Source organism: Luteibacter sp. 9135 (genome assembly GCF_000745005.1).
Taxonomy (GTDB): Bacteria; Pseudomonadota; Gammaproteobacteria; order Xanthomonadales; family Rhodanobacteraceae; genus Luteibacter.
Genome location: NZ_JQNB01000001.1, coordinates 2,063,718 through 2,079,943 on the forward strand (window position 1 = coordinate 2,063,718; position 16,226 = coordinate 2,079,943).

The 16,226-nt window shown below is 62.1% G+C and carries 28 protein-coding genes; all 28 read left to right on the forward strand.

The features are described 5' to 3' along the window. Nucleotides 1-14: 14 nt before the first annotated feature. The 28 genes from rpsL (at nucleotide 15) to rpsK (ending at nucleotide 16,217) form a co-directional block, all read left to right on the forward strand. Nucleotides 15-389 carry a 30S ribosomal protein S12 gene (gene rpsL / locus FA89_RS08845; RefSeq protein WP_036115505.1) on the forward strand — a complete coding sequence of 125 codons (375 nt, stop codon included), beginning with the start codon at nucleotides 15-17 and terminating at the stop codon, nucleotides 387-389. A 16-nt stretch (nucleotides 390-405) separates the two neighbouring features. Beyond that, on the forward strand, nucleotides 406-873 hold the full coding sequence (gene rpsG, locus FA89_RS08850) for a 30S ribosomal protein S7 (protein ID WP_036140138.1): 468 nt from the start codon (nucleotides 406-408) through the stop codon (nucleotides 871-873). A gap of 26 nt (nucleotides 874-899) precedes the next feature. After that, nucleotides 900-3,029 carry an elongation factor G gene (fusA, locus tag FA89_RS08855; protein WP_036140139.1) on the forward strand — a complete coding sequence of 710 codons (2,130 nt, stop codon included), beginning with the start codon at nucleotides 900-902 and terminating at the stop codon, nucleotides 3,027-3,029. 50 nt (nucleotides 3,030-3,079) lie between these two features. After that, nucleotides 3,080-4,270, forward strand: a complete 1,191-nt coding sequence (tuf, locus tag FA89_RS08860; protein ID WP_036140122.1) for an elongation factor Tu — start codon at nucleotides 3,080-3,082, stop codon at nucleotides 4,268-4,270. A gap of 453 nt (nucleotides 4,271-4,723) precedes the next feature. Continuing rightward, a complete protein-coding gene (gene rpsJ, locus FA89_RS08865; protein WP_036140140.1) occupies nucleotides 4,724-5,035 on the forward strand; it encodes a 30S ribosomal protein S10 in 312 nt (103 codons plus the stop codon). A gap of 20 nt (nucleotides 5,036-5,055) precedes the next feature. Next, nucleotides 5,056-5,697: a 50S ribosomal protein L3 gene (gene rplC / locus FA89_RS08870; RefSeq protein WP_036140141.1), complete on the forward strand. Its 642-nt coding sequence runs from the start codon at nucleotides 5,056-5,058 to the stop codon at nucleotides 5,695-5,697. A gap of 11 nt (nucleotides 5,698-5,708) precedes the next feature. Next, on the forward strand, nucleotides 5,709-6,311 hold the full coding sequence (gene rplD, locus FA89_RS08875) for a 50S ribosomal protein L4 (protein WP_036140143.1): 603 nt from the start codon (nucleotides 5,709-5,711) through the stop codon (nucleotides 6,309-6,311). Then, nucleotides 6,308-6,601: a 50S ribosomal protein L23 gene (rplW, locus tag FA89_RS08880; protein ID WP_036140147.1), complete on the forward strand. Its 294-nt coding sequence runs from the start codon at nucleotides 6,308-6,310 to the stop codon at nucleotides 6,599-6,601. The genes rplD and rplW overlap by 4 nt, the downstream gene beginning before the upstream one ends. Before the next feature lie 18 nt (nucleotides 6,602-6,619). Further along, a complete protein-coding gene (gene rplB, locus FA89_RS08885; RefSeq protein ID WP_036140150.1) occupies nucleotides 6,620-7,441 on the forward strand; it encodes a 50S ribosomal protein L2 in 822 nt (273 codons plus the stop codon). Nucleotides 7,442-7,454: 13 nt separating this feature from the next. Next, nucleotides 7,455-7,727, forward strand: a complete 273-nt coding sequence (gene rpsS, locus FA89_RS08890) for a 30S ribosomal protein S19 (RefSeq protein ID WP_029213892.1) — start codon at nucleotides 7,455-7,457, stop codon at nucleotides 7,725-7,727. Further along, complete coding sequence (gene rplV / locus FA89_RS08895; RefSeq protein ID WP_029213891.1) at nucleotides 7,727-8,062, forward strand: 50S ribosomal protein L22; 336 nt, start codon at nucleotides 7,727-7,729, stop codon at nucleotides 8,060-8,062. The genes rpsS and rplV overlap by 1 nt, the downstream gene beginning before the upstream one ends. 15 nt (nucleotides 8,063-8,077) lie before the next feature. After that, the gene (rpsC, locus tag FA89_RS08900; protein ID WP_036140152.1) at nucleotides 8,078-8,800 is read left to right on the forward strand and encodes a 30S ribosomal protein S3; all 723 of its coding nucleotides are present in this window, start codon (nucleotides 8,078-8,080) and stop codon (nucleotides 8,798-8,800) included. 11 nt (nucleotides 8,801-8,811) lie between these two features. Beyond that, nucleotides 8,812-9,225: a 50S ribosomal protein L16 gene (gene rplP, locus FA89_RS08905; protein WP_036115475.1), complete on the forward strand. Its 414-nt coding sequence runs from the start codon at nucleotides 8,812-8,814 to the stop codon at nucleotides 9,223-9,225. Further along, the gene (gene rpmC / locus FA89_RS08910) at nucleotides 9,225-9,410 is read left to right on the forward strand and encodes a 50S ribosomal protein L29 (RefSeq protein WP_036115473.1); all 186 of its coding nucleotides are present in this window, start codon (nucleotides 9,225-9,227) and stop codon (nucleotides 9,408-9,410) included. Before rplP ends, rpmC begins: the two co-directional genes overlap by 1 nt. Nucleotides 9,411-9,421: 11 nt before the next feature. Then, complete coding sequence (gene rpsQ / locus FA89_RS08915) at nucleotides 9,422-9,682, forward strand: 30S ribosomal protein S17 (protein WP_036115469.1); 261 nt, start codon at nucleotides 9,422-9,424, stop codon at nucleotides 9,680-9,682. A 14-nt stretch (nucleotides 9,683-9,696) separates the two neighbouring features. Further along, a complete protein-coding gene (gene rplN / locus FA89_RS08920; protein WP_036115467.1) occupies nucleotides 9,697-10,065 on the forward strand; it encodes a 50S ribosomal protein L14 in 369 nt (122 codons plus the stop codon). A gap of 13 nt (nucleotides 10,066-10,078) precedes the next feature. Beyond that, nucleotides 10,079-10,390 carry a 50S ribosomal protein L24 gene (rplX, locus tag FA89_RS08925; RefSeq protein ID WP_036140155.1) on the forward strand — a complete coding sequence of 104 codons (312 nt, stop codon included), beginning with the start codon at nucleotides 10,079-10,081 and terminating at the stop codon, nucleotides 10,388-10,390. Between the two features lie 12 nt (nucleotides 10,391-10,402). Beyond that, the gene (gene rplE / locus FA89_RS08930; RefSeq protein WP_036115460.1) at nucleotides 10,403-10,942 is read left to right on the forward strand and encodes a 50S ribosomal protein L5; all 540 of its coding nucleotides are present in this window, start codon (nucleotides 10,403-10,405) and stop codon (nucleotides 10,940-10,942) included. Between the two features lie 13 nt (nucleotides 10,943-10,955). Beyond that, a complete protein-coding gene (gene rpsN, locus FA89_RS08935; RefSeq protein WP_036115457.1) occupies nucleotides 10,956-11,261 on the forward strand; it encodes a 30S ribosomal protein S14 in 306 nt (101 codons plus the stop codon). Nucleotides 11,262-11,427: 166 nt separating this feature from the next. Continuing rightward, nucleotides 11,428-11,823 carry a 30S ribosomal protein S8 gene (rpsH, locus tag FA89_RS08940; protein WP_036115455.1) on the forward strand — a complete coding sequence of 132 codons (396 nt, stop codon included), beginning with the start codon at nucleotides 11,428-11,430 and terminating at the stop codon, nucleotides 11,821-11,823. An 11-nt stretch (nucleotides 11,824-11,834) separates the two neighbouring features. After that, complete coding sequence (rplF, locus tag FA89_RS08945; protein WP_036140156.1) at nucleotides 11,835-12,362, forward strand: 50S ribosomal protein L6; 528 nt, start codon at nucleotides 11,835-11,837, stop codon at nucleotides 12,360-12,362. A 30-nt stretch (nucleotides 12,363-12,392) separates the two neighbouring features. Next, nucleotides 12,393-12,743 carry a 50S ribosomal protein L18 gene (gene rplR / locus FA89_RS08950; protein WP_036140157.1) on the forward strand — a complete coding sequence of 117 codons (351 nt, stop codon included), beginning with the start codon at nucleotides 12,393-12,395 and terminating at the stop codon, nucleotides 12,741-12,743. Between the two features lie 127 nt (nucleotides 12,744-12,870). Continuing rightward, complete coding sequence (rpsE, locus tag FA89_RS08955; protein WP_029213879.1) at nucleotides 12,871-13,380, forward strand: 30S ribosomal protein S5; 510 nt, start codon at nucleotides 12,871-12,873, stop codon at nucleotides 13,378-13,380. Continuing rightward, on the forward strand, nucleotides 13,373-13,576 hold the full coding sequence (rpmD, locus tag FA89_RS08960; RefSeq protein ID WP_036140158.1) for a 50S ribosomal protein L30: 204 nt from the start codon (nucleotides 13,373-13,375) through the stop codon (nucleotides 13,574-13,576). The genes rpsE and rpmD overlap by 8 nt, the downstream gene beginning before the upstream one ends. 3 nt (nucleotides 13,577-13,579) lie before the next feature. After that, a complete protein-coding gene (rplO, locus tag FA89_RS08965) occupies nucleotides 13,580-14,011 on the forward strand; it encodes a 50S ribosomal protein L15 (RefSeq protein ID WP_036140160.1) in 432 nt (143 codons plus the stop codon). A gap of 4 nt (nucleotides 14,012-14,015) precedes the next feature. Continuing rightward, nucleotides 14,016-15,335, forward strand: coding sequence for a preprotein translocase subunit SecY (gene secY, locus FA89_RS08970; RefSeq protein ID WP_036140161.1), 1,320 nt, complete (start codon nucleotides 14,016-14,018; stop codon nucleotides 15,333-15,335). 126 nt (nucleotides 15,336-15,461) lie between these two features. Continuing rightward, nucleotides 15,462-15,818 carry a 30S ribosomal protein S13 gene (gene rpsM, locus FA89_RS08975; protein ID WP_036115440.1) on the forward strand — a complete coding sequence of 119 codons (357 nt, stop codon included), beginning with the start codon at nucleotides 15,462-15,464 and terminating at the stop codon, nucleotides 15,816-15,818. Nucleotides 15,819-15,830: 12 nt separating this feature from the next. Then, a complete protein-coding gene (rpsK, locus tag FA89_RS08980; protein WP_007513384.1) occupies nucleotides 15,831-16,217 on the forward strand; it encodes a 30S ribosomal protein S11 in 387 nt (128 codons plus the stop codon). Nucleotides 16,218-16,226: the final 9 nt, after the last annotated feature.

The window sequence follows — 16,226 nt, forward strand, 5'->3', positions numbered from 1 at the left end:
AGGAATAGCTTCGCATGACGACAGTCAACCAGTTGGTGCGCAAATCCCGCAGCCCGAAGGCGTACAAAAGCGCTTCCCCGGCCCTGCAGAGCAGCCCGCAGCGCCGCGGCGTCTGCACGCGCGTGTATACGACCACCCCGAAGAAGCCGAACTCGGCACTGCGTAAGGTTGCCAAGGTGCGCCTGACCAACGGTTTCGAAGTCATCAGCTACATCGGTGGCGAAGGTCACAATCTCCAGGAGCACTCGGTGGTCCTGATCCGCGGCGGTCGCGTCAAGGATCTCCCCGGTGTGCGTTACCACACGGTTCGCGGCAGTCTCGACTGCGCCGGCGTGACCAAGCGTCGCAAGTCGCGCTCGAAGTACGGCGCCAAGCGCCCGAAGAGCTGAGTAAAGGACAAGAATTATGTCGCGTAAAGGTTCCCATCCCGCCCGTGTGGTCCTCCCGGACCCGAAGCACGGAAGCCAGCTGATTGCCCGTTTCATCAATATGGTGATGAAGTCCGGCAAGAAGTCCGTCGCCGAATCCATCGTGTACGGCGCTCTCGAAGAAATCGGCAAGAAGCACGCTGAAGCCGTGCAGCTCGTCGAGAAGGCCCTGGGCAACATCGCCCCGGCCGTCGAGGTGAAGTCGCGTCGTGTCGGTGGTGCCACGTACCAGGTGCCGGTCGAAGTCCGTCCGGGCCGTCGTATGGCGCTTGCCATGCGCTGGGTGATCGACGCAGCGCGCAAGCGCGGCGAGACGTCCATGCCGCGCAAGCTGGCCGCCGAACTGCTCGAAGCCTCGGAATCCCGTGGCGGCGCCGTCAAGAAGCGCGAAGAAACGCACCGCATGGCGGAGGCCAACAAGGCCTTCTCGCATTACCGCTGGTAATTTCAGCTCCAGATTGAGGAAAGACCGTGGCACGCACTACGCCCATCGAGCGCTACCGCAACTTCGGCATCATGGCTCACATCGACGCCGGCAAGACCACGACCACCGAGCGTATCCTGTTCTACACCGGTGTCAGTCATAAGATTGGCGAGGTGCATGACGGTGCCGCTACGATGGACTGGATGGAGCAGGAGCAGGAGCGCGGCATTACCATCACTTCCGCTGCCACCACGGCATTCTGGAAGGGCATGGACCGTTCGCTGCCCGAGCACCGCTTCAACATCATCGACACCCCGGGACACGTCGACTTCACCATCGAGGTGGAGCGTTCGCTTCGCGTGCTCGACGGTGCGGTGTTCGTGCTCTGTGCCGTCGGTGGCGTGCAGCCGCAGTCCGAAACCGTCTGGCGCCAGGCCAACCGGTACAAGGTGCCGCGTCTCGCGTTCGTCAACAAGATGGACCGCACCGGCGCGAACTTCGACAAGGTGGTCGGTCAGCTCAAGGCTCGCCTTGGCGCCAATCCCGTGGCGATGCAAGTACCGATCGGTGCTGAAGACAACTTCGAAGGCGTCGTCGACCTCCTCAAGATGAAGGCGATCCGTTGGGACATGGAGTCCCAGGGCATGAAGTTTGACTACATCGACGTGCCGGCCGAGCTTCAGGCTCGTGCGGAAGAAGATCGCACCAAGATGATCGAAGCCGCGGCGGAAGCCACGGAAGAGATGATGGACAAGTACCTGGGCGGCGAAGAGCTGACCGAGGCCGAGATCATTGAAGGCCTGCGTCTGCGTACGCTGCGTAGCGAAATCATCCCGGTGTTCTGCGGCACGGCGTTCAAGAACAAGGGCGTCCAGGCGATGCTCGACGCGGTCGTCAACCTGCTTCCGTCGCCCCTCGACCGCCCGCCGGTCGAAGGCATCGACGAGAACGAGCAGCCGGATACCCGCGAAGCGAAGGACGATGCTCCGTTCTCCGCGCTGGCGTTCAAGATCATGACCGATCCGTTCGTCGGTGCGCTCACGTTCTTCCGTGTCTATTCGGGCACGCTGAATGCGGGCGACCCGGTTTACAACCCGGTCAAGTCGAAGAAAGAGCGCATCGGCCGCATGCTTCAGATGCATGCCAACGAGCGTCACGAACTGAAGGAAGTCCGCGCGGGCGACATCGCCGCTGCGGTCGGCCTGAAGGACGTCACGACCGGAGATACGCTCTGCTCGCAGGACAAGATCATCACTCTCGAGCGCATGTCGTTCCCGGAGCCGGTGATCTCGATGGCGGTCGAGCCGAAGACCAAGTCGGACCAGGAAAAGATGGGTGTCGCCCTCGGCCGTCTGGCCGCGGAAGATCCGTCGTTCCGCGTCAAGACGGACGAAGAGTCGGGTCAGACGATCATCTCGGGCATGGGCGAGCTTCACCTGGACATCCTGGTGGACCGCATGCGTCGCGAGTTCAACGTCGAGGCCAACGTGGGCAAGCCGCAGGTCGCTTACCGCGAAACGATTCAGGCCGCGGACGTCAAGTCGGACTACAAGCATGCCAAGCAGTCGGGTGGTAAGGGTCAGTACGGTCACGTCGTGATCGAGCTGTCGCCGATCTCCGACGCCGATCGTGCCGATCCCAAGATTGCACCGTCGATCAAGGACGACTTCCTCTTCATCAACGACATCTCCGGTGGCGTGATCCCGAAGGAATTCATTCCTTCGGTCGAGAAGGGTCTCCGTGAGACGATCACCAGTGGTCCGCTCGCGGGCTTCCCGGTGGTGAACGTGAAGGTCAAGCTCGTCTTCGGTTCGTACCATGACGTCGACTCCTCGGAAATGGCGTTCAAGCTCGCCTCGTCGATGGCGTTCAAGCAGGGTTTCGCCAAGGCGAAGCCGGTTCTGCTCGAGCCGATCATGAAGGTCGAAGTCGTGACGCCGCCTGACTACGTCGGTGACGTGATGGGCGATATCTCGCGCCGTCGCGGCATGCTGACCGGTCAGGAAGAAACGCCGTCGGGCAACACGATCAACGCGATGATCCCGCTTGGCGAGATGTTCGGTTATGCGACGACGATCCGCTCGCTGTCGCAGGGTCGTGCCACGTTCACGATGGAATTCGATCATTACGAGCCGGCGCCGAGCAACATCGCCGAAGAGGTCATGAAGAAGTCCTGATTGGGCTTCTTCATTAAAACTTTCAACGATTTTTCAGAGGTTTCAGAGTCATGGCAAAGGGTAAGTTCGAGCGCAAGAAGCCGCACGTCAACGTCGGCACCATCGGTCACGTCGATCACGGCAAGACCACGCTGACGGCCGCGCTGACCAAGATCGGCGCCGAGCGCTTCGGTGGCGAATTCAAGGACTACGGTTCGATCGATGCGGCGCCGGAAGAGAAGGCGCGCGGCATCACGATCTCGACCGCGCACGTGGAATACGAATCGCCGATGCGCCACTACGGCCACGTCGATTGCCCGGGCCACGCCGACTACGTGAAGAACATGATCACGGGTGCCGCGCAGATGGACGGCGCGATCCTGGTCTGCTCCGCTGCCGACGGCCCGATGCCGCAGACGCGTGAGCACATCCTGCTCTCGCGCCAGGTGGGCGTGCCGTACATCGTGGTCTTCCTGAACAAGGCGGACATGGTGGACGACGCCGAGCTGCTCGAGCTGGTGGAGATGGAAGTCCGCGAACTGCTGTCGAAGTATGAGTTCCCGGGCGATGACACCCCGATCGTGCACGGTTCGGCCCGTCTCGCCCTCGAGGGCGACCAGTCCGAGATCGGCGTGCCGTCGATCATCAAGCTGGTCGACGCACTCGACAGCTGGATCCCGGAGCCGGAGCGCGTGATCGACAAGCCGTTCCTGCTGCCGGTGGAAGACGTGTTCTCGATCTCGGGGCGTGGCACGGTGCTGACCGGTCGCGTCGAGCGCGGTATCGTCAAGGTGGGTGACCCGGCCGAAGTGATCGGCCTGAAGGACACCCAGCAGACGACGGTCACGGGCGTGGAGATGTTCCGCAAGCTGCTCGACCAGGGTCAGGCCGGTGACAACGTCGGCGTGCTGGTTCGCGGCCTGAAGCGTGAAGACGTGGAGCGTGGCCAGGTGCTGGCGGCTCCGAAGTCGGTCACGCCGCACACCGAGTTCGAGGGTGAGGTGTACATCCTGTCGAAGGACGAGGGTGGCCGTCACACGCCGTTCTTCAGCAACTATCGTCCGCAGTTCTACTTCCGTACCACGGACGTGACGGGTTCGATCAAGCTGCCGGAAGGCGTCGAGATGGTGATGCCGGGCGACAACGTGAAGATCTCGGTGACCCTGGGCTTCCCGATCGCCATGGATGAAGGCCTGCGCTTCGCGATCCGCGAAGGCGGTCGTACCGTCGGCGCCGGCGTCGTCGCCAAGATCGTCAAGTAAGAAGGACGGTCGGGCAGGGTGACCTGCCTGGGTGTCCCGAAGAAGCGGAGGCGAGAGCCTCCGCTTTTTTTATGGCACACCTCTTCCCTTTTTCTGATCGATCCGCTATAGTCGCCGAGTTATATCAGCCAGATCGCCTTCAAGGCGACGGCTCACAGCGAAATGAGGCGCACGGAATGTGCTTCGAGTTCGCAGGCATGGATGCCGAATGGAGTGCCGACTGGGTCACGGAGCGAGAGCTCTGTTGATCCGTATCGTTGTGTATTCTATACTTTTCTGTCTTGGCGGATCGTTTATGCGGTCCGCCTCGACTTTTTCGGGTCGCCCGGATGGCTTCATGCCAGGCCAGGGCGGCCCGTCGCGACACCTGCAAGTAGCTACATGGGTTGTGCGGGGCGGCGAGAAGCCACTCCGAATCACAAGAACGTTCTTTCGATAACAGGACACGGTTTTATGGCGAACCAAAAGATTCGCATTCGGCTCAAGGCCTTCGATCATCGCCTGATCGATCGTTCGGCCAGCGAAATCGTCGAGACGGCCAAGCGCACTGGCGCCACGGTCCTCGGCCCGATCCCGCTGCCGACCAAGATTGAGCGCTACACCATTCTGGTGTCGCCGCACGTCGATAAAGATGCCCGCGACCAGTACGAGACCCGTACGCACAAGCGCGTTCTGGACATCATCGACCCCAACGACAAAACCGTGGACGCGCTCATGAAGCTCGATCTCGCGGCTGGCGTTGACGTGCAGATCAAGCTCGGCTGAGCGGATAAAAGGATACGAAGATGAGTATCGGACTGGTTGGCCGCAAGTGCGGCATGAGCCGGCTCTTCACCGAAGACGGCCGCTCGATTCCGGTGACGCTGATTGAAGCGACCCCGAATCGTGTGACGCAGGTGAAGACCGAAGAAAACGACGGCTACAGCGCCGTGCAGGTAACGACGGGCGCCAAACGTGCCTCGCTCCTGACATCGCCGCTGAAGGGTCATTACGCCAACGCCAAGGTCGAGCCGGGCCGCGGTCTGTGGGAATTTCGCGTTTCCGCGGAAGACGCAGGCAAGTACGCGATCGGCACCGAGATCAAGGCGGATGACGTCTTTACCGTCGGTCAGACGGTCGACGTCGCCGGTGTGTCGAAGGGTAAGGGTTTCCAGGGCACCATCAAGCGTCACCATTTCAAGATGGGCGATGCCACGCACGGTAACTCGCTGTCGCATCGCGCCCCTGGCTCGATCGGCCAGCGCCAGACGCCGGGCCGCGTGTTCCCTGGTAAGAAGATGTCGGGCCACATGGGCGCGGTCAATCGCACCCAGCAGGGCCTCGAAGTGGTCAAGGTCGATGCCGAGCGTCACCTCATCGCTGTCAAGGGCGCTGTCCCTGGCGCGCCGGGTGGCGATGTCGTGATCCGTCCGACGACCAAGGGCTGAGGAGAGACGCCATGGAACTCAACGTTATTGGCGCCAAGGCGCTCACCGTGTCGGACGACGTGTTCGGCGGCGAGTACAAGAAGGCTCTCGTGCACCAGGTCGTCACCGCCTATCAGGCGGCTGGCCGTGCCGGCACGAAGGCTCAGCTGTCTCGCGGTCAGATGTCCGGTACGACCAAGAAGTTCAAGAAGCAGAAGGGTGGCGGTGCTCGCCACGGCGATTACCGCGCCCCGATCTTCGTCGGCGGTGGTGTGACGTTCGCGGCCAAGCCGCGCAGCTTCGAGCAGAAGGTCAACCGCAAGGCGTATCGCGTCGCGATTCGTTCCATCGTTGCCGAGCTCAACCGTCAGGATCGCCTGAAGGTCGTGACCGAGCTGTCGATGGAAGCCCCGAGCACCAAGGGCATGATCGCGAAGCTCGCCGAGCTCGAAGTCAAGGGTCGCGTGCTGCTGGTGTCGGAAGACGCCACCGAAGCGCTGTACCTGTCCGCCCGCAACATTCCGTATATCCACGTCGTCGACGTGCTGGCCCTGAATCCGGTCAGCCTTGTCGGTAGCGACTACGTCGTCATGACGGTGGACGCGGTCAAGAAGGTCGAGGAGTGGCTCGCATGAGCACCGAACGCACGCTCAATACGCTTCGCGCGCCGCACATCTCCGAGAAGTCGGCTCGCCTTGCTGAGAACAACCAGTACGTTTTCGTCGTGGCGCCTGAGGCGACCAAGGCCGATGTCCGTGCAGCGGTGGAACACCTTTTCGACGTCAAGGTCGAGAACGTGAACCTCGTGAACACCAAGGGCAAGGTCAAGTCGTTCCGCAATCGCACTGGCAACCGCCAGGGCAAGCGCAAGGCCTACGTGCGCCTCGCCGACGGTCATACGATCGACGTGTCGGCCAAGGCCTGAGCCAGGAGTTGAATTGAGATGGCACTGATCACTCACAAGCCGACCTCCCCGGGTCGTCGCGACGCAGTCAGCGTACGGACCGAAGGTCTGTACAAGGGCGCTCCTTACGCGCCCCTGACCGAATCGCAGTCGAAGACCGGCGGTCGCAACCATTACGGTCGCATCACCACACGTCATCGCGGCGGCGGTCACAAGCAGGCGTACCGCATCATCGATTTCAAGCGCGACAAGGAAGGCATTGCCGCCGTTGTCGAGCGTCTTGAATACGATCCGAACCGCACCGCGCACATCGCGCTGCTGTGCTACGCCGACGGCGAGCGCCGCTACATCATCGCGCCCAAGGGCGTGTCGGTGGGCGACCGTCTCGTGTCCGGTTCCGACTCCCCGATCAAAGCGGGCAACTGCCTGCCGCTTCGTTCGATCCCGGTCGGTTCCACGATCCACTGCATCGAGATGAAGCCGGGCAAGGGTGCGCAGATCGCACGCTCCGCCGGTGCCTCGGTCCAGCTGGTCGCTCGCGAGCAGGGCTATGCCACGCTGCGTCTTCGCTCCGGCGAAATGCGTCGCGTACCGGTTGAATGCCGCGCCACCATCGGTGAAGTCGGCAACTCCGAGCACAGCCTGCGCAAGCTCGGCAAGGCCGGTAAGAAGCGTTGGGCCGGCATTCGTCCTACGGTTCGCGGCGTCGTCATGAACCCGGTGGACCATCCGCATGGCGGTGGTGAAGGCAAGACCTCGGGCGGCCGTCATCCGGTCTCGCCGTGGGGCACGCCGACCAAGGGCTACAAGACGCGTAACAACAAGCGCACCGAGCAGTTCATCGTGCGTCGTCGCAAGTAATTAGGAAACGATCATGCCGCGCTCTCTAAAAAAAGGTCCGTTCGTCGACCTGCACCTCGTGAAAAAGGTGGAAGCCGCCGTTTCCGCCAATAACAAGCGTCCGATCAAGACCTGGTCGCGTCGTTCGATGATCCTGCCGGAGATGGTCGGTCTGACCATCGCCATCCACAACGGCCGCCAGCACGTGCCTGTGTTGATCAACGAGAACATGGTCGGGCACAAGCTCGGCGAGTTCGCGGTGACCCGCACGTACAAGGGCCACGCCGGCGACAAGAAGGGCAAGTGATGAGCACCGAAGCCAAAGCGATCCTGCGCAGCGCCCGCATCTCGGCGCAGAAGGCACGCCTGGTGGCTGACCTGGTCCGCGGTATGCCCGTGGGCCGAGCCAGCGACGTGCTCGCCTTCACCAACAAGAAAGCCGCTCACCTTGTTCGCAAGGTGCTGCTCTCCGCCGTCGCCAACGCCGAGAACAATCTCGGTGCGGACGTGGACGAGCTGAAGGTCGCCCGCATCTTCGTCGATGAAGGTCCGGCGATGAAGCGCATGTACGCCCGCGCCAAAGGCCGCGGTTCGCGCATCCTGAAGCGCACCAGCCACATCACTGTGGTTGTTGGCAACTGACTGGGGTAAGAGACGATGGGTCATAAAGTTCATCCCACCGGTATCCGCCTCGGCATTGCCAAGGACTGGAACTCGAAGTGGTACGCAAACAAGGGTGAGTACGCGGTTTATCTGCAGGCCGATCTCAAGGTCCGCGAGATGCTCCGCAAGAAGCTCGCCGCCGCCGGCATCTCGAAGATCCAGATCGAGCGCCCCGCCAAGACCGCCCGCGTGACGATCTACACCGCCCGTCCGGGCGTGGTGATCGGCAAAAAGGGCGAGGACATCGAGAAGCTGCGTAAGGAAGTCACCGACATGATGGGCGTTCCGACGCACATCAACGTCAGCGAAGTCCGTAAGCCAGAGCTCGACGCCCAGCTTGTCGCCGAATCGATCGCTCAGCAGCTAGAGCGTCGCATCATGTTCCGCCGCGCGATGAAGCGCTCGGTCGGTAACGCGATGCGCCTTGGTGCCCTGGGCATCAAGATCAACGTCTCCGGTCGTCTGAACGGCGCCGAGATCGCTCGCTCCGAGTGGGCCCGTGAAGGTCGCGTCCCGCTGCACACCCTGCGTGCGGACATCGACTACGGCACCGCCGAAGCCAAGACCCAATACGGCATCATCGGTGTCAAGGTGTGGGTCTACAAGGGTGAGATCTTCGATCTGGCGGCTGCCACGGCCGAGTCGAAGGAAGACCAGCAGCCTCAGCAGTCGCGCCGCGATGGTGGTGAAAACCGCCGCGAGCGGACGGCCAAGTAAGGAGTGTTGCCATGTTGCAACCTAAGCGCACCAAGTTCCGCAAGCAGTTCAAGGGCCGCAATGACGGCCTGGCGTTCAACTCCAACCTCGTGAGCTTCGGCGAGTACGGCCTCAAGGCGACGACGCACGGTCAGCTGACCGCGCGCCAGATCGAAGCGGCCCGTCGTTGCATCACGCGCTTCGTCAAGCGTGGTGGCAAGCTCTGGATCCGCGTGTTCCCGGACAAGCCGATCACCCGCAAGCCGATCGAGGTTCGAATGGGCGCCGGTAAGGGTAGCGTCGAGTTTTGGGTCGCTCCGATCCAGCCCGGTCGCATGCTTTATGAAATCGAAGGTGTCGACGAGACGACGGCACGCGAAGCGTTCCGTCTGGCCGCAGCCAAGCTGTCCGTCCAGACCCAGTTCGTCTCCAGGGCGGTGATGTAATGGCCAGCAAAGATATCAACCAGAAGTCGGCGGAAGAGCTTAAGCAGGATCTGCTGGACCTTCGCAAGGAGCAGTTCAATCTGCGCATGCAGAAGGGCTCCGGTCAGCTCACTCAGCCGCACCAGCTGCGCCGCGTTCGGCGTGACATCGCCCGCACGAAGTTCGTGCTCGGCGCTAAGAAGTAAGGACGGCGGACATGAGTGATAACACGAAGACGGCGCGCACCCTCACGGGGCGTGTCATCAGCAACAAGATGGACCATACCGTAACGGTACTGATCGAGCGTCAGGTGCAGCATCCGCTGCTCGGCAAGATCATCCGCCGCTCCACGAAGCTTCACGCACATGACGAGACCGGTGCGAACGAGGGTGACCTGGTGCGGATCGCGGAATGCCGTCCGCTGTCGAAGACCAAACATCACCGCGTGGTCGAAATCGTCACGCGCGCTGAAGTCTAAGGAGAAGAGCAGCCATGATTCAGGTGCAGAGCTCGCTTTCCGCCGCGGACAACAGCGGTGCGAAGGAAATGATGTGCATCAAGGTGCTGGGCGGCTCGAAGCGCCGTTATGCCAGCGTCGGTGATGTGATCAAGGTGACCATCAAGGACGCCATTCCTCGCGGCAAGGTCAAGAAGGGTGAGGTGTACAACGCCGTGGTGGTTCGTACCGCCAAGGGTGTGCGCCGCGCCGACGGTTCCGTGATCCGTTTCGACGGTAACGCGGCCGTGCTCCTCAACAATAAGCTCGAGCCGATCGGTACCCGTATTTTCGGGCCGGTTACTCGCGAGCTGCGCAACGAGAAGTTCATGAAGATCGTCTCGCTCGCGCCCGAAGTGCTCTGAGCGGAGGCCAGACATGAACCGTATCCGCAAGGGTGATAACGTCGTCGTCATCACCGGCAAGAACAAGGGGCAGCGCGGCGACGTGCTGCGCGTCGATGGCGAGCGCGTCGTCGTCTCGAACGTCAATCTGGTCAAGCGTCACACCAAGCCGAACCCTCAGGCCAACCAGCCGGGCGGGATCGTCGAACGTGAGGCCTCGATCCATATCTCCAACGTACAGCTCTTCAACTCCGCCACCAACAAGGGCGAGCGCGCTGGCACCAAGACGCTCGAGGACGGGCGCAAGGTGCGCGTGTTCCGCTCCGGCGAAGAAGTCGACGCGTAAGGAACCGAAGTCATGACCCGTCTTGAAACGTTTTACAAAGAGTCGGTAATGCAGAAGCTCACTGAGCGCTTCGGTTACCAGAACGTCATGCAGGTGCCCCGCATCACGAAGATCACGCTCAATATGGGCGTCGGCGAAGCCGCCGGTAACAAGAAGATCCTCGACAATGCGGTCGCCGACATGACCAAGATCGCCGGCCAGAAGCCGATCACGACGAAGGCCCGCGTGTCGGTCGCTTCGTTCAAGATCCGCGACGGTTGGCCGATCGGTTGCAAGGTCACGCTGCGTCGTGCCCAGATGTGGGAATTCCTGGACCGCCTGATCAACATCTCGTTGCCGCGTACGCGCGACTTCCGTGGTGTCTCGGGCCGCGCCTTCGATGGTCGTGGTAATTACAACTTCGGCGTCAAGGAACAGATCATTTTCCCGGAAATCGACTTCGATCAGGTTGATGCGCTGCGCGGTATGGATATCTCCATCACCACCACCGCCAAAACCGACGAAGAAGCCAAGGCGCTGCTGGAAGCCTTCAGCTTCCCGTTCCGCAACTGATCACAGGTAGAACATGGCAAAGACCTCGATGGTCGAGCGCGACCTCAAGCGCACCAAGCTCGTCAAAAAGTACGCTGCAAAGCGTGCGGAATACAAGGCGATCGTCCTTAGCGCGACCGCTTCGTACGACGAGAAGATGGAAGCCCAGACCAAGCTGCAGAAGCTTCCCCGTGATGCGAGCCCGTCGCGCCAGCGTAACCGCTGTGCACTGACCGGTCGTCCGCGCGGCGTCTACAGCAAGTTCGGCCTCGGTCGCAACAAGCTCCGCGAAGCCACCATGCGTGGTGACGTCCCGGGCCTGCGCAAGGCCAGCTGGTAAAACCAGCCTCCGCTTCGGCGGGGCAGGGCGCTCCTGGACAAAACTTGTCCGGGGCGTCTCATGCTGCTATAGTCGTTGGTCTGCGCAATGCAGACCGACGATGTGTCGGCACTACAATTTAAGATTTCCGGTCATACGGATATCGGTACTCTCAAGGGTTTTTCTTATGAGCATGACTGATCCCATCGCCGATCTGTTTACGCGCATCCGTAACGGCCAGGCATCTGGCAAAGCGGTTGTTCGTATGCCGTCGTCGAAAGTGAAGCTGGCCCTGGCCAAGCTTCTGCAGAACGAAGGCTACATCCTCGACGCCCGTACCGCTGACGAAGCGGGCAAGCCGGTCCTCGAGATCAAGCTGAAGTACTTCGAAGGCCGTCCGGCCATTGAAACCATTTCCCGTGTCAGCCGTTCCGGTCTCCGCGTCTACCGCGGCAAGGACGAACTGCCGAAGGTCCTCGGTGGCCTGGGTATCTCGATCATCTCGACTTCCGCCGGTCTCCTGACCGACGCGCAGGCCCGTTCCAAGGGTCTGGGCGGCGAAGTCATCGGCCAGGTGGCGTAAGGAGTACCGACATGTCACGTGTAGCCAAGCTCCCCATCACCCTCCCGAAGGGCGTTGAACTCTCCGTTGCCAATGGCACGGTCTCGGTCAAGGGCCCGAAGGGCACCCTGACGACCCACGAGCTGCCGGGCGTTTCGCTCTCGCAGGAAAACGGCGTCGTTTCGATCGTTCTCGCCGATGGCGCCGACGACAAGTTCGGTGGCACCGCCCGCGCGATCATCGCCAACATGGTCACCGGTGTTGCCAACGGCTTCGAGAAGAAGCTCGAACTGGTCGGCGTCGGTTATCGCGCGCAGCTCCAGGGCAAGGCCGTCAACCTGTCCCTCGGCTTCTCGCACCCGGTCGTCTTCGACGCGCCGGAAGGCATCACCATCGAAGTCCCGACGCAGACGGAGATCCTTATCAAGGGTGCCGACAAGCAGCTCGTGGGCCAGACGGCCGCCAAGATCCGTGCTTTCCGTTCGCCGGAGCCCTACAAGGGCAAGGGCGTTCGCTACGCCGGCGAGAAGATCATCCTGAAGGAAGCCAAGAAGGCCTAATCGGCCTATCCGCTTTCTGGAGACGAGAAGATGAACAAGAATACATCCCGCCTGCGCCGCGCCAAGTCGACCCGTGCCCACATTCGTGAGCTCGCCGTCGCCCGCCTGAGCGTGCACCGCACCGGTCAGCACATCTACGCCCAGGTCTTCGCACCGAACGGCACCGTCGTGGCAGCCGCCTCGACCGTGCAGAGCTCGGTTGCTGAGGGTCTCAAGAGCAAGAAGAACGTCGAGGCCGCCATCACGGTGGGTCGCATCGTTGCCGAGCGCGCCAAGGCCGCCGGTATCGAAGCCGTCGCGTTTGACCGCTCGGGTTTCCGTTATCACGGTCGCATCAAGGCTCTGGCCGATGCGGCGCGTGAGGCCGGCCTCAAGTTCTAAGAGGCGTCAGGCCACGGCATCGGCTCCTCGGGGCCGGTGTCGCCCGATGTACCTACAACACCAAGCGGCGACCAAGCCGTAAACAGAAGTCCCGGCTAACCATCATTCCGGGCTATCAGGAAAAGAGATGTCCTCGACAGATCGCGAAAATTCGGACGGCATGCTTGAAAAGCTTATCGCCGTCAACCGCGTGGCCAAGACCGTCAAGGGTGGCCGCCAGATGAGCTTCACCGCGCTGACGGTCGTCGGCGACGGCGAAGGCCGCGTGGGCTTTGGTTATGGCAAGGCACGTGAGGTGCCGGTCGCCATTTCCAAGGCCATGGAACGCGCCCGCCGCAACATGGTGTCCATCGAACTCAACAACGGCACGCTGTGGTACGCCATCAAGGCCAACCACGGTGCGGCTCGCGTCTACATGCAGCCTGCCTCGCAGGGTACCGGCGTCATCGCCGGCGGCGCCATGCGCGCTGTCCTCGAAGTGGTCGGTGTGAAGGACGTGCTGGCCAAGGCCGTCGGCTCGCGGAACCCGATCAACCTCGTCCGCGCGACGATCAAGGGTCTGCAGGCCGTCGCCTCGCCGAAGCGCATCGCCGCCAAGCGTGGCAAGACGATCGAAGAGGTCCTCGGCAATGGCTAAGAAGAATGAAACCGCCGCTGGCGGTACTGTCCGCGTGCGCCTGGTCAAGGGTCTGCGTGGCGTGCAGGGTCGGCATCGTCTGAGCGTCAAGGCCCTGGGCCTGAGCAGGATCAACGATGTCCGCGAACTGAAGGATAGCCCGCAGGTCCGTGGCCTTATCAACACGGTCTACTACCTGGTTCGGGTCGAGGAGTAAGTCATGCGTCTTAACGATCTCAGGCCCGGCAAGGGCGCTCGCAAGACCCGTACCCGCGTAGCGCGTGGTATCGGTTCCGGCCTCGGCAAGACCGCCGGCCGCGGTCACAAGGGTCAGCACGCCCGTGCGGGTAACACGCACCGCGTCGGCTTCGAAGGCGGTCAGATGCCGCTGCAGCGTCGCCTGCCGAAGGTGGGCTTCCGCTCGCTGAAGAAGGCCGACACGCAGCAGGTCATGCTGTACCAGCTCGCCACCATCCAGGCCGACACGATCGATCTGATCGCTCTGCACGCCGCCGGTCTCGTGACCAGCCGCGCGAAGAAGGTCAAGATCGTCCTGAAGGGTGAAATCAATCGCGCGATCAAGCTCTCGGGCGTGCTTGCGACGGCCGGCGCCAAGGCGGCTATCGAAGCCGCCGGCGGCAGCGTGGAGTAATCAGGTGGCAGCAGCGCAGGGCACAACGCTCGGCTCGCTGGGCAAACTGACGGAACTGCGTCAGCGCATCTTCTTCTTGATTGGTGCGCTGATCGTCTTCCGCCTCGGTTCGTTCATTCCCGTTCCGGGCGTGAATCCTGAGGCGATGACGAGCCTGGTTGAGGGTGGTGGCGGCCTGCTGAACATGGTCAACATGTTCTCCGGCGGTTCTCTCTCGCGTTTTTCGGTGTTCGCGCTTGGTGTGGTGCCGTATATCTCGGCGTCGATCGTGGTGCAGATGATGGGCTCGGTCGTACCGTCGCTCATGGCTCTGCGCAAGGAAGGCGAGGCGGGTCGTCGCAAGATGACCATGTACACGCGTTTCGGCACGGTCGGCCTGGCGGCATTCCAGGCCTTCGGTATCGCGGTCGCCCTGCAGAAGCAGGTCGGCGCCAGCGGTCCGGTGGTCTATATGCCGGGTGCCGGCTTCGTCATGGCATCGGTCGTCGGCCTCACCGCCGGCACGATGTTCCTGATGTGGCTGGGTGAGCAGATCACGGAGCGGGGTATCGGCAACGGTATCTCCATGCTGATCTTCGCCGGTATCGTTGCGGGTCTGCCGGGTGCCATCGCGCACACGCTGACCATGGCGAACAACGGCGAGCTGTCGGTCCTGAAGCTGCTCATGGTCACGGCACTGATTCTCGCGGTCACCGCCTTCGTGGTGTTCATGGAGCGCGCCCAGCGGCGCATTACCGTGAATTACGCGAAGCAGGGCAGCCAACGTCAGTTCCAGCGCCAGACCTCGCACCTGCCGCTGAAGATCAACATGGCGGGTGTCATTCCGCCGATCTTCGCGACCAGTCTTCTGCTCTTTCCGGCAACCGCCGCGACCTGGTTCGGCTCCGCCCACCAGTCGCGCTGGTTGCAGTGGCTGACCACGGCGCTGAGCCCGGGCGAGCCGGTCCACGACATCGTGTTCGCGGTGCTGGTGATCGGGTTCGCCTTCTTCTATACGGCGATCGTGTTCAACTCGCAGGAAACGGCCGATAACCTCAAGCGTTCGGGCGCGCTGATTCCGGGCATCCGTCCGGGTCGCGCCACGGCAGACTACATCGATGGCGTCATGACCCGGCTTACCGGTGTTGGCGCGATTTACATCGTACTGGTCTGCCTGGTGCCCACGTTCATGCAGAACGCCTGGCACGTACCGTTCTATTTCGGCGGCACTTCGCTGCTGATCGTGGTGGTGGTGGTGATGGACTTCACGGCTCAGGTCCAGGCCCATCTCGTGAGCCACCAGTACGAGAGTCTGCTCAAGAAGTCCAATCTTCGCCGTGGCTGAGATTGGACGTTAAGCCCCCAAGTAGGGGAGGCCTTGGCGCCCAGCGCCGCAGGACTTCCCGTTTAGGTTAATTCAGGTTAGAATTGCGCGTTTACCGCGCACGAAACGCATCGGAGACAGTACATCATGGCGCGCATCGCGGGTGTCAATTTGCCGGTCCAGAAGCATGTCTGGGTCGGCCTGCAGAGCATTTTCGGAATCGGCCGTTCGCGGGCGAAGCAGGTTTGTGTGGATGCCGGCGTGGTTCCGACCACTCCCATCAAGTCGCTCAGCGAAGGCGAAGTGGAGAAAATCCGCGCCGAAATCGCTAAGTACACGGTCGAAGGCGACCTCCGCCGCGAAGTCGGCATGGCGGTCAAGCGCCTTATGGACCTGGGTTGCTATCGTGGCCTGCGCCATCGTCGCGGCCTGCCGGTGCGCGGCCAGCGCACGCGTACCAACGCCCGTACCCGCAAGGGTCCGCGTCGTCCGATCAAGAAGTAACGGATACCGATTATGGCTAAGCCGGTTAAAACCAAGAAGAAGATCAAGCGCGTCGTCACGGATGCCGTGGCCCACGTGCAGGCTTCTTTCAACAATACGATCGTCACGATCACCGATCGCCAGGGCAACGCCCTGTCGTGGGCGACTGCCGGTGGCGCGGGTTTCCGCGGTTCCCGTAAGTCCACCCCGTTCGCTGCCCAGGTTGCCGCCGAAAAGGCTGGCCGCGCTGCAGGCGACTACGGTGTGAAGACGGTTGAAGTTCGCATCAAGGGCCCCGGCCCGGGCCGTGAGTCGGCCGTGCGTTCACTGAATGCGTTGGGCTACAAAGTGCTCAACATTATCGATGTCACGCCGATTCCGCATAACGGCTGCCGTCCCCCCAAGAAGCGTCGCGTCTAAGGAGCATAC